Genomic DNA, 15,672 nt, shown 5'->3' on the forward strand with positions numbered 1-15,672 from the left:
CGTCAACCGCTCCGCAAGGATTTGTCCGCAAATCCTTGCCGCGAAATGCGGGCGGACGGGCTTTGCCCGTCGTGAACGGGCATTTCAAGTGCTACATGCTCCAAGGAGAACATCCAATGTCCAGTCAGCAGTCTTGCCGGCACGGGGGAAATGCCCCGGCTGACTTCGCGCCCGATTTCAGCAAGGGCCTTGTGCCCGCCATCGCCCAGGACCAGGCCACGGGCGAGGTGCTCATGCTGGCCTATATGAACGAGGAAGCCTGGCGCAAAACCCTGGAGACCGGCGAGGCCCACTACTGGAGCCGCAGCCGCAAGGAGCTCTGGCACAAGGGCGGCACGTCCGGCCATGTCCAAAAGGTACGCTCCCTGCGTCTGGACTGCGACAGCGACACCGTGCTGCTGCTCATCGAGCAGGTGGGCGGCGCGGCCTGCCACAGCGGGAGGCGCTCCTGCTTTTACCGGGAATGGGAGGACGGAGCCGTGACCGTCTGTTCGCCCCAGGTGTTCGATCCCCAAAAAGTTTACGGCGGAGAAAGGAAATCCTCATGAGCGCGCAGACGCAGCCGATCATCAAACTGGGCGTGCCCAAGGGCTCGCTGGAAGAAGCCACCATCAATCTTTTCGAGCGCGCGGGCTGGAAAATCCGCAAGCACACCCGCAACTATTTTCCGGACATCAACGATCCGGAAATCGCTGCCTCGCTCTGCCGCGTGCAGGAAATCGGCGGCTATATCGAAGCCGGGGTGCTGGACGTGGGCATTACCGGCCTGGACTGGCTGTCCGAGCGCGGACATGAGGACAAGGTGGCGCGCATCGCGGACCTGGTTTATTCCAAGACCTCCAACCGGCCCTGCCGCTGGGTGCTGGCCGTGGCCGGGGATTCGCCCTATGCCCGCGCCGCCGACCTGGCCGGAAAACGCATCGCTACGGAGCTGGAAGGCCTGACCCGCCGCTATTTCGCCAAAGCGGGCGTGGATGTGGATGTTTTCTACTCTTGGGGCGCCACCGAGGCCAAGGTGGTGGAAGGCCTGGCCGACGGCATTGTGGAAGTGACCGAGACCGGCACCACCATCCGCGCGCACGGGCTCAGGATCATCGACGAGGTCATGGTTTCCTATCCGGTACTCATTGCCAACAAGAAGGCCTGGGAGGATCCGCGCAAGCGGGCCAAGATCGAACAGCTCACCCTGCTTTTGCAGGGCGCGCTGCGCGCCGAGAACCTGGTGGCCATCAAGATGAACGCCCCCGCGGCCCATCTGGACGCCATCCTGGAAATGCTGCCTTCGCTCAATTCGCCCACGGTGTCCCCCCTGCGCGACGGGCGCTGGCTGTCCGTGGAAACAGTGGTGGAGATCGGCATCGTGCGCGATCTCATCCCGCGCCTGCGCGAAGCCGGGGCCGAGGGCATTATTGAATACGCGTTGAACAAGGTCATCTAGGCTCAGCCCTCATTAAAACGCCGTCCGCGAAAAGCTGAATTTTTCCGGGCGGCAAGGCGCAAAGGAGAAATCGGGCGAAGCCGTATTGAACATACCGCGAGGTCGATTTCTTTTTTGCAACGCAGCCGCACGGAAAAAGGCGGCCAGCCGCACGGAAAAAGGCGGCTTTGCAGCAGGCGCTGTTACAGTGATTTCGATGAGAGGGTTTTGTGTAGCTCATTGCCGTCTTCATCCGTAGCTTCCTTCGTCGCAACGGCTGAAGCGAGTTCCAGAAGAGTACACTCCCTGCGTAAAAGGCTCGTTCTCCTTGATATAACACGAAAAACCATCTCGTGGCGGCTGCCTCTGGGGCAGTTCATACATGAAATGCGTCAATTGCTCCGGCCGCCGAGGCGCGTCGTCATAAAGCGCCCGGCCCAGGGCTGAAGCAAGGCCGTTTTTCCGGAAAATCCCGGCGGACACAACGCCGAATAATGCGAATGAAGATGCGTTTGCCTTGAGCGCGCAAAGGAGATTTCATGGAGACCGATGAAAGCCGCGAACTTCTGGAAAGCCTGCCCGAGCTCCAGGCGGACGAAACCTTCTGTTTTGACTGCAATCCACAGGTGCCCTGCTTCAACCGCTGCTGCGCGGAGCTGACCCTGCCGCTCACGCCCTACGACGTGTTGCGCCTGCGCCGCCACATGGGCATTACCAGCGAGGAATTCCTGAACACCTTCGCCACCATGCGCTCCTTTCCGGACACGGGCTTTCCCCTGCCCATGCTGCGCATGCTCCAGGGCCCCGGCGAGCCCTGCCCCTTTGTGGGCCCGGCGGGCTGTTCGATCTATGAGGATCGGCCCGGCGCCTGTCGCTGCTATCCGCTGGGGCGCGGCACCAAGATGGCCGAGAACGGCGTGTCCGAGCGCTTTTTCGTGGTGCGCGAGCCTCATTGCCACGGCTTTGACCAGGGCACGCAGCGCACGGCGCGCCAGTGGTTCGAGGATCAGGGCCTTTCGGAATATAACGCGGCCAATGACCGCTACATGCGGCTCATGGCCCTGGTGCGGGCCACCGGCAAGCCGCTGGAAGCGCGCCTGGCGACCATGAGCGTGCTCTGCCTCTACCAGTTGGATAAATTCCGCGAGCTTATCACCCATATGCGCATTTTTGAACATGTGGACATTGACGATGCCCGCCAGGCCGCCATCATGGAGGACAGCCAGGCCGGAGACACGGCCGCTCTGGACTTCGGCCTGGACTGGATGGAGCTGATAATCTTCGGCAAAAGCCAGGGCCTGAACAAAAAATAGCTACGCCGGTTTCAACGCGGCAAACGCTTGCGAAAAACCGCCGGGCCTTGTGTCCCGGCGGTTTTTTCGCGTTTCCGGGCCCGGCCCCCGCCCGCCCGGCGGCTGCTTTGTTTATCGCGCTCGTGACAAATTTCTTTTACAAGATAAAAAAAATCTGCTAATCGGAAGTTGTGCGGACCAATCCATGCCGTTCTTTTTTATATTATTTATAATAATTTTAAATAGTTATGGCATGAGAAACTCAAAAACACGCGCTTGAGGCGGCGCTGTTTTTCCGTTCCGCGCGGCCCTGTTGTCTGTGCCCATATCCCCGGCCGCCCACCGGCCACAATCGCACGGGAGGAGCGTATGAGTTTTGGCAGGCAAGTGTATGATTTTCTATTGAGCGGTTCACAGGCATACGCCAAATGGGATCTGGAGGTTTCGACCTCCATTCTCAGAAACCGCAAAAAACTGCTCATTCTGCTGGCGCTGGCCGTGCCCATTCTGGCCGGTTGCCTGGCTGAAGCCTACGAGTACCACGAGATGCTCGGCGGCAAGAGCGCGTATGCTCCGGCCTTTTACACCACCACCATTTTTCTGGCCTCCATCGCCGTGGGTCTGGCCGCAGGCCTGATCACCGGCTGTATCGGCGCGGGCGGCGGCTTCATCATCACCCCGGCTCTGATGGCCGTGGGCGTCAAGGGCATTCTGGCCGTGGGCACGGACCTGTTTCATATTTTCGCCAAGGCCATCATGGGCACCACGGTGCACAAAAAGCTGGGCAACGTCTCGGCCAAACTGGCCATTGCCTTCCTGGTGGGCTCCATTGTGGGCACGTTCATCGGCGGCGCCATCAACAAAGGCCTGTACAACGCCGATCCCCTGCTCTCCGAGCTGTTCATCAGCACCATTTACGCCGTGCTTCTGGGCTTCCTGGGTTTCTACGCCCTGTTCGACTTTTTGAAGGCCACGCGCGGCGGCAGCAAAGCGGCCAGCCAGAGCGCCCACGGCGGCAGCGCGGGCCTGACCAGCCTGTCCGTCAGAATGCAGAGCCTGACCGTGCCGCCCATGATCTCCTTCGACGAAGACCTGGTGCCCGGCGGACGGCGCATCTCCGGCTGGATCGTGGCCGCCGGCGGCATGGTGGTGGGCCTGCTGGCCGCCATCATGGGCGTGGGCGGCGGTTTCGTGACCTTCCCCATGTTCGTCTACATTTTCGGCGTGTCCTCCATGACCACGGTGGGCACGGACATTCTGCAGATCATCTTTACCGCCGGTTTCGCCGCCGTGGGCCAGTACGCCATTTACGGCTACGTGTTCTACACCCTGGCTATCGGCATGCTGCTGGGCTCGCTGCTGGGCATCCAGGTCGGCGCGCTGACCACCAAAGTGGTCAAAGGCATCCATATCCGGGGCTTTTACGCCATTTCGATCATTGCCGGTTTCATCAACCGCGCGGCCACGCTGCCCAAAAAGCTGGTGGAGATGGAGGTGCTCCACTGGTCGCCCAGTGTATGCAACATCATCCAGGACGTGGGCAATGTGGTCTTCTGGGTTGTGGTGGCCTTTTTCGGCATCTGGGTCTTCAGCAAATTCTTCCTTAATCTCGGCAAACTCAGAGGGGAGGCCTGATCATGCTTATTCACGAAAAAGGCCCCTTTATCCGGGGCAGCCTGCTGCTGATCTCTTTCCTTGTGCTTTTCGCCGTACTGCTCACGCCCATCATGCGTGACGAAAACGGCAATCATCTGACCGGCCTGCAATACGCGGACAATGTCTTTAACGAACTCTCCAAGGGCTCATCCTACTTCATTCCCGGCGTGCGCGAGAACGTCAAGAGCGTGGACGGCAAGATGGTCCAGATGACAGTAACCATGAAAAAAGCCGCCCTGGCCCCCCTGGCCGTGGCCCTGCTGCAGAAGTCCGGCGCCACGGAGGCCGTGGCCGACGGCGGCAAGGTGAGCTTCAAGGGCGATCTGGGCCTGATTCTGACTTCCGCCACGGACGACGCGGACGCGCTGTATCACAACAACGCCGACGCCGTAAGCCAGAAGTACGGCGGCGAACCGGCCCTCAAAGTCGCGGCCGCCTGGTGGTACCTGCTGTCGCCGAGCATCAAGGAACTCCAGAAGCAGCGCCTGTTCGGGGAGGCCCAGGTGGTGGACCATGTCCTGCGCCGTGCCGTGGAACCGGGCAATAACTTCTATAGCGTGGCTCCGGCCAAGGTTTCCGAGCATGTCTGGCTGATGAGCGGCATGCTGCTCTTCTACGTGCTGTATACCCTCTGGTACGGCTTCTCCATCTTTGAACTCTTTGAGGGCATCGGCCTGGCCATGACCAAGTCCAAGGTCAAGCAGGAAAGCTGATCAACCCTGTTTCGCAGCTCTTTTGCCGGCCGCAGCGCACTGCCGTTGCGGCCGCTTTTATTGACGAGGGCCGCGCCGCTGCCTATTATCAACCGCAGAGGGAACGGTGCGGAAAAACTATGAACACCAATGAGATGGAATCATACAGCCTGTGGCGGCCCAACAGCTTTGAAGTTTTTCAGGAAGCCCGCCGCCAGGGCGCGCGGATCAAACTCGGCTGCCATATGCGCATGGGCGGCGTTACGGCCGACGTGCTGCTGAAAGGCCGGTTCCTGGAGGTCACCGGCAGTGTCGCGCTGTTTGAAATCAAAATGCGCGAAACCCTGCCCGGCAAGAGCAAGCCCGTCGATCCCGCCTGCGAGTTCTCTTTCAGCCTTGATCAGGACGCGCCCTCCGGAGCTACCGAAAAAATGGGCTATTCCGGCCGGGCCTCCATTCTGGAAAACCGAACGGACGAGGACGGCCTGCCGCAGAGGATGTTGCTGCGCCTCTCCCGGCAGTATGTCACCCGCCGCCTGCGGCGGGACAAGCGCCTGGACTGGAATGCGGAGAACACCGGCCTGCTCGGCCTGCTGGTGATTGCCGATCTGCCCGCCAACCGGCAGGACTTGAGCGCCCGGCTCAAAGACTATTACAAGCTGCACGGCGAAAAAAAGCCGGGCCTGATCAATATCTCGGCGGGCGGCGCCTGCCTGTGCGTGGAGGAAGACCTGGCGCGCAGGCCGCTCATGGCGCACGAGCTGTATCTTTTTCTCCTCGCGCCCAAAGCCGCCGGCCAGGGCGAGTTGCCCTACATCTTTACGGGCAAAAAAGTGGGCCTCAGCCGCGACGCCTGCGAGCAGGGCACCGCACTGCGCATGCGCTTTCTCTATGAGCTGGATTGGGCCAAAAGCCCGTCCGCCCTGCACTGGGCGGATGTCGAATCTTCCGGCTCGGGGCGCCTGCGCCACCTCATCCGTGACCTGAGCGACATCGCCGCCCCGGCGCAAGAGAAGGCCGTGGGTCTTTAGAGCATTTCAACGTTGCAGCGCTCTAACGCCGAATACGGTGAGGCGCGCCGCCCCTCCCGCCCCGCGCTTCCGCAGTACGCCGTCCGCCGGACCATCTCCCGGCCGACGGCGTTGCGCATTCTTTAGAGCGTTTAACACGTGAAATGCTCGCTTAGGGCGAGCAAAGCCCGCCTACCCGCGTTTCATGCGTAACTGCTCCATGCCAACAGCATTGCATTCCCCCCCCGCTTCCGGCTTTGCCGTAAATCCTCATGGCACCGGATTTGCATATTTCAGTGCGGCCGCCCATGCGGGCGGAAAATTTGACCCCTGACCGCCGCGGCGGATATCTGGAGGATACGTCATGGAAATTTCCGGCATCAACTCTTCACTGCCCTTTGCGTTCACCATGCCCGACAAGGACGACTCCGGCTCCACCCCCGCCGCCGTGCAGGATACCGTGGACATCCGCGCCCCCCGTCTGCTGGAAGACGACGAAGTGGACGGCGTGCTGGACGACACCCTGAACATGATCGCCCAGGACAACATGGGCGCCCTGTCCGTGCATGGGGGATTGAGCCAGAGCCGGGTCTTCGCCCTCCTCGGCCTGTAGAATCCCCTCTCCGCCACCCGCGCCGAACAAAATTCCTACAGTGGCGGCAGATTCTCACCATAGCTTCCGGTTTCCGTGAATTTGACACCGCCGCAGCCAAAAGGGTATCAGATTCCGTCTCCGCGCACGCGCCGCCGCTTTGGCGGCGCGTCCGGCATTTTTTACCGCAGCTTGCAATAAGGATACGGCGATGACGGATATTGATCGGCAGATGGCCCTTATCAAACGTGGCGTGGCTGAACTGATCGACGAGGGCGAACTGCGTAAGAAGCTGGCGCGCGGCGTGCCCTTGCGCGTCAAGGTGGGTTTTGACCCCACGGCTCCGGACCTGCACCTCGGGCATACGGTGGTGATGCACAAGATGCGTCATTTCCAGGAGCTGGGGCACACGGTCATCTTTCTGATCGGCGATTTTACCGGCCGCATCGGCGATCCCTCGGGACGCTCGGAAACCCGCCCTCCGCTGACGGAAGAACAGGTGCTGTCCAACGCCGAAACCTACAAGAAGCAGGTCTTCAAAATTCTGGACCCGGAAAAGACCCAGGTGGAGTTCAACTCCCGCTGGCTGAGCAAGCTGGACGCCACGGGCTTCATCAGGCTGGCCTCCAGCTACACCGTGGCCCGCATGATGGAGCGCGACGACTTTGAAAAACGCTTCCGTGAGCAGCGGCCCATTTCCATCCACGAATTCCTCTATCCGCTCTGTCAGGGCTTTGACTCGGTTTCTCTGAAAACCGACGTGGAAATGGGGGGCACCGACCAGAAGTTCAACCTGCTGGTGGGCCGCAACCTCCAGGCCCATTACGGGCAGGAAAGCCAGTGCATTTTGACCATGCCCCTCCTGGAAGGCACGGACGGCGTGCGCAAGATGTCCAAATCCTACGGCAACTACATCGGCATTGATGAGCCGCCGGCGGAAATTTTCGGCAAAGTCATGGGCGTGTCCGACGAGCTCATGTGGCGCTATTACGAGCTGCTTTCAGCCAAAAGCCTGGAAGAGATCGCGGCCCTGAAGCGGGACGTGGCCGAAGGCCGCGTGCATCCCAAGGCCGCCAAGGAGGCCTTGGCCCATGAAATGGTCAGCCGCTATCACAGCGGGAAGGATGCCGATGAGGCCCGCCGGGGCTTCAACGCGGTGTTCGCGGACGGCGGCGTGCCCGCCGACGCGCCCTCCCTCTCCTGCCAAAACGGCGAGGACAGCACGCCCCCGGCCTTTCTGGAGGCCGCCGGGCTGGTCAAAAGCCGGGGCGAGGCCAAGCGCCTGATCAAGGAAGGCGCGCTTTCCGTGGACGGACAGCGCTGCGACGACGCGCTGGCCCCGCTGCCCGCCGGGGATTATGTGATCAAACTGGGCAAAAAGCGCTTTCTGAAACTCAACGTGCGCTGAATCGCGGCACTGCTCCATGTTTTCAACGGGCGGCCCCTCGGGGCCGCCCGCATTGCTCTATAAAGGAAACGGCATGCGCGCTGCCTTTGTTGCGGTCGGGTTGGCTTTGCTGGCCTGCCTGCTGCCCGTCGGCATGTACCCCCTGGCCGACGGGCCGGGCGCTCTCCCACAACAGATGGACGTAACGGCCCTGACCTGCCGCGATCTGGACGCGGACGGACGCCCGCCGCTGCCGCCGCTCTGGCTGGACGGCTACGTCAGCGCGCAGATCAACACTGACGACGTCTATCTGGCAGGGGATGCCGGGCGCTGGCATATGGAAGTTCCGCCCCAACTGAGCGCCCAGTGCCGCCGCACGCCGGATATGGCCCTGACCGAAGCCTGGAAAACGACCATGTTGCACTTCCGTTCCCCGAGCGAGCCGGGGAACATCCGTGACGCTCTGAATCTCGGATACGCCACCTGGAAAGACGCGCGTTCGCTGATTCGCAAGAAAGCTGCCCGGCCGGAGGCTATCGCGGCTGTCCAGGAAAGCCTGTTTGCCGCCCTGCTTCTCTGGGGGGACGGTCACCGGGCCTTTAAGCACGGCGGAGGACGCCCGCCCGACGTGGCTGAACTCCGTCCGATGGCCCGTGAACTCGCAGCTCTGTCCGCGCGCCTGCCCGTTCTCACATTGGGAGAGGCCCTTTACCTTGTGCGGGAATGGCCGGTGGAGCTGGCTGCCCTGACCTGCCGGGACACCGGCGGCGCGGCGGGCCGCGGCCGTTTTTTCTTTATGACAGGCAGATGGCTGAGCGGCTGGGCCGCCGCATGGCGGGAACGCGAACCCAACCCAGCTGCGGAGCGCGGAACCGACGCGGACGCCACGGAACCGGAAGCCGGCAGCGCGTTTATTGACGGCTATTGCGCGCGGCATCCCGCAGTCCCGGTAACTAATGCCTGGCGGGATGCCGACGATGAAATCTGGCGCGCCGCCGAGGTCGGCAAGCGTTCCTGCGCGGATATTTTCCGTTACGGCCATGACGCCGTGGGATGGCTGCTGTGGTGGGACGGCTACCAAAGCCACCCCTCCACGCGTCTGCCCGCGCCTGAAATGTTCGTGGCGCGAAGCGCGGCCATCCGTACCTTTTGCGCGGCACATCCCCGCATGCCGTTTCCGGACGCGGCCCGCAAGGCCCTCGCGGCCTTGCCCCCAAGCACTACTCCGCCGGACCCGCTTCCCGCGCCCGGGATCGCCGCGTATGCGGATATAACAGAAAATACGGCCTTCCACGCGAACGCGCCCCGGCAAGACACGGGCATGGCGGCCCTGACCTGCCGGGAATGGACGGAGGCGGAGACTGCCGCGAAATCCGTCCTGCCGCCCGAAATCTGGCTGGACGGCTACGTCAGCGCGCAGATGGGTCTGGACTATGCGCCCGTGGGCTTGTGGCGCACCAAATACTTTGTCGCGGAACTGCCTCTTGTTCTGGCCTCGCAGTGCCGCCGCACGCCGGGCATGGCCGTCACCGAGGCCTGGAAAACGGCCAAGATGCACGAAAGACAAGAGGTTAAGGCCTATCTGGGCGCGCCCTGCTCGGATCTGCTCAGATTGAACAAAAAACACAGCATAAATTTCAGGGCGTTGGCTTGCTGGTGGGACGGCCGACGCGGCTGGCTGGAACGCGGGACATATCAAGAGGAACCGCAAGAAGCCGCAACGGATCGGGGCAGAGCCCTGGAATCGGCCTGCAAAGCCAACCCCCGGAAGCCGCTCATGCAAATTCTTACCGGACTGCGGGGCGACGCCGCGCGGCCGGGCGCGGAATAGCGCCGCCCCTTTTGGGAAAAGTTTGCCTCAGCTTTCCAGGGCCAGATTCGCGGCGGCGGTGGCGTGCAGCACAGTGGTGTCGAAAAGAGGCAGGTCGGCGTCTTCGGGGCGCAGCAACAGGCCGATTTCCGTGCAGCCCAGAATGACGCCCCGCGCCCCCCGCCGGGCCAGTCCGGTCATGGCCGCCTGAAACTTTTTCCGGGAATCCTCGCGAATCTCGCCCAGGCAGAGCTCCTCGAAAATGACCTTGTTGATCATGTCGCGTTCCGGCGCGTCCGGAATCAGCACCTCAAGGCCCTGCCGACGCAGCCTGCCGCAGTAAAAAACCTCTTCCATGGTGTAGCGCGTGCCCAGCAGGCCCACCGAGCGCAGGCCGCGCCCCAGGATTTCGGCGGCCGTGACGTCCGCGATGTGCAGCAGGGGAATGGAGACCGCCGCCTGAATCCGGGGGGCTACCTTGTGCATGGTGTTGGTGCAGATGACGATGAAATCCGCGCCGCCCTTCTCCAGATTTTGCGCCGCCGCGCCCAGCAGCAGCGCGCTCCTGTCCCAGTCCCCGGCGGACTGGCAGGACTCGATTTCCTGAAAATCCACGCTGTAGAGCAGGCAGCGGGCCGAATGCAGGCCGCCCAGGCGTTCCTTCGCCACCGTGTTGACGATCCGGTAATAACTGACCGTGCTTTCCCAGCTCATGCCGCCCAACAGACCGATGGTCTTCATGCGCGCCTCCTTCCGTTTCCGGGGCTTTTCCCCTACCATGATCCACAGCGGAGGGGAATATGCAGAAACTGTACGTGGCAATGGTGGGCCTGCCCGCGCGCGGCAAGTCCACGCTGGCGCGGCGCATCCGCCAGGGCCTGCTGGCCGAGGGCATCCGGGCGCAGATCTTCAACAACGGCGACATGCGCCGGGCCCTGGTGGGCGCGGAATCCACGGAGCCGGATTTCTACAATCCGGAAAACAGCGCGGGCCGCGAAATCCGCGAGCAGATCTGCCTCCGCAACATGGCCCGGGCCCGGGCCTGGCTGGCCGAGCAGGGCGAGGTGGCCATCCTGGACGCCACCAACGCCAGCCGCGCCCGGCGGATTCTCATCGAACAGACCCTCAACGACCACCCCGTGCTCTTTGTGGAGTGCGTCAACGAAGACCCGCTGCTGCTCAACGCCTGCATCCGCCGCAAAACCACCCTGCCCGAATACGCGTCCTACAGCGAGGCTGACGCCCTGGGCAGTTTCATGAAGCGCATCGGCTATTATGAATCCATCTACAGCCCGCTTCAGGATGAAAAATTCTGGCTCTGCGTGGATTCCACGGCCAACCGCATTCTGGACGAACGTCCCTGTGAAGGCTCGCCTTATTATCCGGCCATCCGCGAGATTGTGGTCAGCGTCTGGGTGCACAGCCTTTACCTGGCCCGCCACGGCCAGACGGAATTCAACGTGCAGGGGCGCATCGGCGGCGATCCTCCGCTCACGGCCCTGGGCCGCTCCCAGGCCGAAGCCCTGGCCCGGCACATGCGCGACCGGCGCATCGACTGGGTGTTCACCTCCACCCGCCTGCGCTCCCACGAAACCGCGGCCCCGCTGCTGGTTGAACGCCCCGGCGCGCACGCCATGGCTCTCAAGGAATTTGACGAAATCTGGGCCGGAGACTGCGAAGGCATGCTCTATTCGGAAATCCGCCGGAGCATGCCCGACGTCACGGCGGGCCGCAACGCGGACAAATACGGCTACGCCTATCCCAACGGCGAAAGCTACGCCATCCTGCGCGAACGCGTGCAGCGCGGCCTCAGGCGCGCGCTCTTCCTGGCCGGGGACGCGCCCCTGCTCATCGTGGGCCACCAGGCCATCAACCGGGTGCTGCTCTCGCTCTTTCTGCGCCAGCGCAGCGAGGACGTGCCCTATATCTACATTCCCCAGAACCAGTATTACCACATTTCCCTGACCCCGCACCGCAAGGTCTTCGAGCGCGTCCCCTACGAACGGACGGGGCGGGACTGAAGCCGGGGCTCCGCCGCTTTATGCCGCGCCGCGCCCCTTTTTCCGCCCGCTCTCCGGCAGCTTGACGGCGCGCACCTCGTCGATGCGCTGGCGGTCCATGCGAGTGATCTCCAGCTCCCAGCCCTGGAGGCGCAATCGCTCGCCCGTCACCGGAATGTGCCCCAGGCGCTCCAGGATCAGCCCGGCCAGAGTGGCGCTGGCGGAACGCGGCGGCAGGCTGATGCCCAGCCAGGCCGTGGCCGCATCCACGGAAAGTCTGCCCGGCATGCGCCAACTGCCGTCGGGCAGGCGGCAGGATTCGGGCCCGGCGGGCAAATCCCCCACCTGACCGGCCAGCACGCTGAGCAGTTCGGCGGGCGTGATCATGCCCACCACGCTGCCGTATTCGTCGCGCACAAAGGAGAGCGGCGCGGGATGCGCGCGAAAGTCGTCCAGAATGTCCGCCAGGGCCGTATGCTCGAAAATGGTCGGCGCGGAATGGATGTAGTCCGTCAGTTTCCAGGGCGCGTCCCTGGAGGCGTCCGGCGCGGGCAGCAACAGTTCGCCCGTGCGCACCACGCCCAGCACGTCGTCCGTCTCGCGGCGCAGCACCGGCAGCCAGGGCAGGGCGGCCGCCGCCGCGAAGCGGTAGACAGTCTCGCGGTCGGCGCGGCTGTCCAGCCAGTTCACGCGCTGGCGCGGGATCATGATGAAGCGGGCCGTGCGCCCGCTCAGGCGGATGACGCGGGCCACCATGTCCCGCTCTTCCGGGGCGAACAGCGCGCCCCGGCTCTCCCCGGCCAGAGCCGCCGCGTCAAGCTGGGCGTCGCCGTGGCCGGACCGCCCGCCCAGCAGCCCCAGCACCACGCGGGCCGTGGACTCGCGCATGTCGCGCATACTGATGCGCTTGCGCCGGTTGCGCAGCGCCCACTGATTGCAGGCTTCCACCAGCACGGCGAAAATAATGGCCGCGTACAGATAGCCCTTGGGAATATGGTAGCCCAGGCCGTCGGTCAGCAGCCCCAGGCCGATCATCAGCAGAAAGCCCAGACAGAGCACGATGACCGAGGGATGGCGCTCCACAAAGCGGAGCAGCGGCGCGGCGGCCAGAGCCATGACCAGCATGGCCGCGACCACGGCCAGCATCATCACCGAGACATGGTCCACCATGCCCACGGAGGTGATGATGGAATCCAGGGAAAAGACGGCGTCCAGGACGATGATCTGCGCGATCACCCGCCAGAATCCCGCGTGACGGCCCGCGTCCGAGGGACCGGACACATGGCCTTCCAGGCGTTCGTGCAGCTCCAGCGTGCCCTTGAGAAGCAGGAACAGGCCGCCGCCTATCAGGATCAGGTCCCGCGCGGAAAAGGCGCGCCCGCCCAGGGTGAACAGGGGCGCGGTGAGCCCGATGATCCAGGCGATGGCCGCCAGCAGGACCAGGCGCATGAGCAGGGCCAGCCCCAGGCCGGTGAGAAAGGCATGGCGCTTCTGCTCGGCGGGCAGCCGTCCCACCAGGATGGAGATGAATACCAGGTTGTCCACGCCCAGCACCACTTCCAGCAGCACCAGCGTGCCCAGACCGGCCCAGGCCGAAAGCTCCGTAATCCACGAAAAATCCCACATATCCTTTCCGCTGTTTATCGCGGGCCGCAAGGGCCCTGGAAAATAAAAAAAGGGGGCCGAAGCCCCCTTTCAGGTTCAATCAACAATGAGACTACTCTGCATGCGCGCCGCATGACGCGCAATTCCGTCTGCCGGCATGCTTATTCCGCGGCCAGTTGGATGCGGGTAAAGCCCGTCACCGTAATGGTGTCGCCCACGGCCTTGCCGGCTTCGCGCACGATGTCGCTCACGCTCTTCTTGTCGTCGCGGATAAAGGGCTGTTCCATCAGGCAGACTTCCTTCTGGAACTTCTTCACCGCGCCGTCGGCGATCTTGTCCACGATATTGGCGGGCTTGCCTTCTTCCAGGGCCTTCTGGCGGTAGACTTCGCGCTCGCGTTCCACGGCGGCCTGGTCCAGGCTTCCGGCGTCCAGAGCCATGGGGCTGGCGGCGGCCACCTGCATGGCCAGGTTCTTGGCAAGCTCCTTGACTTCGGGCGCATTCACGCTCTCGGCCTTGCCGCAGGTCAGGAAGACCAGCACGCCGATCTTGCCGTTGGCGTGGATGTACTGGCCGATGACTTCATTGTCGGACTGGCGGGTATGGCGCGCGAACTTGCCGAGCTGCATGTTTTCGCCCACCGAGGCGATGAGCTGCTTGACCTCGTCGCCCACCACGCCGTCCAGGGCGGTGGGGTCAGCCGGATTGTGCTCCAGCACGGCCTGGGCCACACGGGCGGCCATGTTCTGGAACTGGTCGCCGCGGGCTACGAAGTCGGTTTCGCACATCAGCGAAGCCATAGCCACGTGCTTGCCGTCAGGGCTGGTCACGGCGGTAACCACGCCTTCGCAGGTGGCTCGGCCGGATTTTTTAGCGGCCTTGGCCATGCCCTTCTGGCGCAGCCAGTCCACAGCCTTTTCCAGGTCGCCGTTCACTTCCACCAGGGCTTTTTTGCAATCCATCATGCCCGCGCCGGTTTTCTCGCGCAGTTCTTTGACCATTTGAGCGCTGATTGCCATTGTCGTCTCCAGATGCGTCCGGCCAATGCGCCGGAGTTGCTGCGTAAAAAATTTCAAGAAGGGCAGCGCAGACCCGTAACGATCGCGCTGCCCTGAAAATACGAAATCGCGGACCCCGATTATTCGGCGGGAGCGGCTTCCTGCGCGGGGGCGGCCTCAGCGGCCGGGGCGCTTTCAGCGGCGGCGGCTTTCTGCATGGCCTCTTCGGCGTTGGCGGCGTCCTTGTGGTCCTTGCCCATGGCCTCGCCTTCCATGCAGGCTTCGGAGAAAGCGGCCACAAAGAGTTTGATGGCGCGGATGGCGTCGTCGTTGCCGGGAATAATGTAGTCGATGAGGTCCGGATCGCAGTTGGTGTCGGTGACGGCCACGATCGGGATACCCAGCTTGCGGCATTCCTTCACCGCGATGTCTTCACGGTTGGGGTCGATGATGAAGGCCAGCTGCGGCAGGCGGTCCATGTTCTTGATGCCGCCCAGGGTTTCCTCCAGCTTCTTCATCTCGCGCTCCAGAAGCAGGATTTCCTTTTTCTGGTAACGGTTGATGGAGCCGTCGGCAAACATGGCTTCCAGCTTCTTGAGACGGTCCACGCTTTTCTGGATGGTCACGAAGTTGGTCAGGGTGCCGCCCATCCAGCGGTTGGTCACATGAAACTGGTTGGCGCGGCCGGCTTCGGCGGCCACGGCCTCCTGGGCCTGGCGCTTGGTGCCGATGAAGAGCACCTTGCCGCCCTTGGCCACGGTGTCCACGACTTTGTCGTGGGCCACGCGGAAAAGCTTCACGGTCTGCTGCAGGTCGATGATATGGATGCCGTTGCGCGCGCCGAAGATGTAGGGGCGCATTTTGGGGTTCCAGCGCCGGGTCTGGTGCCCGAAGTGCACCCCGGTTTCCAGCATCTGCTTCATGCTGACGTAAGCCATTGTGATCCTCCAATGGGTTGGTTTCCTCCACCCCGGTTTGTACTGTTCTCTTCACCCGCCGTGGACCGGACGCGACGCGCGTCTGCGGAACGGGCACCCCGAGAACCGCCGGAGTGTGTGTAATGGAGCAGCTTCTATAGCCCAAAGCCGTATGGATGGCAAGAGGATGCCCCCATGGAGACATTCACCTTAACAATGATAAAAGTTCTTCAATACTACCATTAACTCGGAATCTTTGAAATAGTGCAAGAGATTTGTTCAACATATCAAGAGAG

The 15,672-nt window shown here is 62.8% G+C and carries 14 protein-coding genes; 10 read left to right on the forward strand and 4 right to left on the reverse strand.

Features of this window, described 5'->3' with window-relative positions:
• Positions 1–116 precede the first annotated feature (116 nt).
• The 9 genes from hisI to KH208_RS03515 all read left to right on the forward strand — a co-directional run bounded on the left by hisI (position 117) and on the right by KH208_RS03515 (position 9,877).
• Positions 117–548: a phosphoribosyl-AMP cyclohydrolase gene (hisI, locus tag KH208_RS03475; RefSeq protein ID WP_291433853.1), complete on the forward strand. Its 432-nt coding sequence runs from the start codon at positions 117–119 to the stop codon at positions 546–548.
• Positions 545–1,438 carry an ATP phosphoribosyltransferase gene (gene hisG / locus KH208_RS03480; protein ID WP_291433855.1) on the forward strand — a complete coding sequence of 298 codons (894 nt, stop codon included), beginning with the start codon at positions 545–547 and terminating at the stop codon, positions 1,436–1,438. Before hisI ends, hisG begins: the two co-directional genes overlap by 4 nt.
• A 518-nt stretch (positions 1,439–1,956) precedes the next feature.
• On the forward strand, positions 1,957–2,730 hold the full coding sequence (locus KH208_RS03485) for a YkgJ family cysteine cluster protein (protein ID WP_291433857.1): 774 nt from the start codon (positions 1,957–1,959) through the stop codon (positions 2,728–2,730).
• Between the two features lie 348 nt (positions 2,731–3,078).
• Positions 3,079–4,344: a sulfite exporter TauE/SafE family protein gene (locus tag KH208_RS03490; RefSeq protein ID WP_008682084.1), complete on the forward strand. Its 1,266-nt coding sequence runs from the start codon at positions 3,079–3,081 to the stop codon at positions 4,342–4,344.
• 2 nt (positions 4,345–4,346) lie between these two features.
• Complete coding sequence (locus KH208_RS03495; protein WP_291433860.1) at positions 4,347–5,078, forward strand: hypothetical protein; 732 nt, start codon at positions 4,347–4,349, stop codon at positions 5,076–5,078.
• A gap of 119 nt (positions 5,079–5,197) precedes the next feature.
• On the forward strand, positions 5,198–6,088 hold the full coding sequence (locus KH208_RS03500) for an SCAN domain-containing protein 2 (protein WP_291433862.1): 891 nt from the start codon (positions 5,198–5,200) through the stop codon (positions 6,086–6,088).
• Positions 6,089–6,431: 343 nt separating this feature from the next.
• Entirely contained in the window at positions 6,432–6,680 is a 249-nt protein-coding gene (locus KH208_RS03505; protein WP_291433864.1) for a hypothetical protein, read from the forward strand.
• A gap of 190 nt (positions 6,681–6,870) precedes the next feature.
• On the forward strand, positions 6,871–8,067 hold the full coding sequence (gene tyrS / locus KH208_RS03510; RefSeq protein WP_291433865.1) for a tyrosine--tRNA ligase: 1,197 nt from the start codon (positions 6,871–6,873) through the stop codon (positions 8,065–8,067).
• A gap of 73 nt (positions 8,068–8,140) precedes the next feature.
• Positions 8,141–9,877, forward strand: a complete 1,737-nt coding sequence (locus KH208_RS03515; RefSeq protein ID WP_291433867.1) for a hypothetical protein — start codon at positions 8,141–8,143, stop codon at positions 9,875–9,877.
• 27 nt (positions 9,878–9,904) lie between these two features.
• Here the strand turns inward: KH208_RS03515 and KH208_RS03520 are convergent, their stop codons facing one another.
• Complete coding sequence (locus KH208_RS03520) at positions 9,905–10,597, reverse strand: aspartate/glutamate racemase family protein (protein ID WP_291433870.1); 693 nt, start codon at positions 10,595–10,597, stop codon at positions 9,905–9,907.
• Between the two features lie 59 nt (positions 10,598–10,656).
• On the opposite strand from KH208_RS03520, the gene KH208_RS03525 reads away from it, so the two are divergent.
• The gene (locus KH208_RS03525; RefSeq protein WP_291433873.1) at positions 10,657–11,877 is read left to right on the forward strand and encodes a 6-phosphofructo-2-kinase/fructose-2,6-bisphosphatase; all 1,221 of its coding nucleotides are present in this window, start codon (positions 10,657–10,659) and stop codon (positions 11,875–11,877) included.
• A gap of 18 nt (positions 11,878–11,895) precedes the next feature.
• On the opposite strand, the gene KH208_RS03530 is transcribed toward KH208_RS03525, so the two are convergent.
• The 3 genes from KH208_RS03530 to rpsB all read right to left on the reverse strand — a co-directional run bounded on the left by KH208_RS03530 (position 11,896) and on the right by rpsB (position 15,397).
• Positions 11,896–13,482 carry a transporter associated domain-containing protein gene (locus KH208_RS03530; protein ID WP_291433875.1) on the reverse strand — a complete coding sequence of 529 codons (1,587 nt, stop codon included), beginning with the start codon at positions 13,480–13,482 and terminating at the stop codon, positions 11,896–11,898.
• A gap of 140 nt (positions 13,483–13,622) precedes the next feature.
• The gene (gene tsf / locus KH208_RS03535; protein ID WP_062253511.1) at positions 13,623–14,480 is read right to left on the reverse strand and encodes a translation elongation factor Ts; all 858 of its coding nucleotides are present in this window, start codon (positions 14,478–14,480) and stop codon (positions 13,623–13,625) included.
• A gap of 119 nt (positions 14,481–14,599) precedes the next feature.
• On the reverse strand, positions 14,600–15,397 hold the full coding sequence (gene rpsB, locus KH208_RS03540; RefSeq protein WP_291433878.1) for a 30S ribosomal protein S2: 798 nt from the start codon (positions 15,395–15,397) through the stop codon (positions 14,600–14,602).
• Positions 15,398–15,672: the final 275 nt, after the last annotated feature.

Origin of the sequence: Desulfovibrio sp. (assembly GCF_018379785.1) — a bacterium.
Classification (GTDB): domain Bacteria; phylum Desulfobacterota; class Desulfovibrionia; order Desulfovibrionales; family Desulfovibrionaceae; genus Desulfovibrio.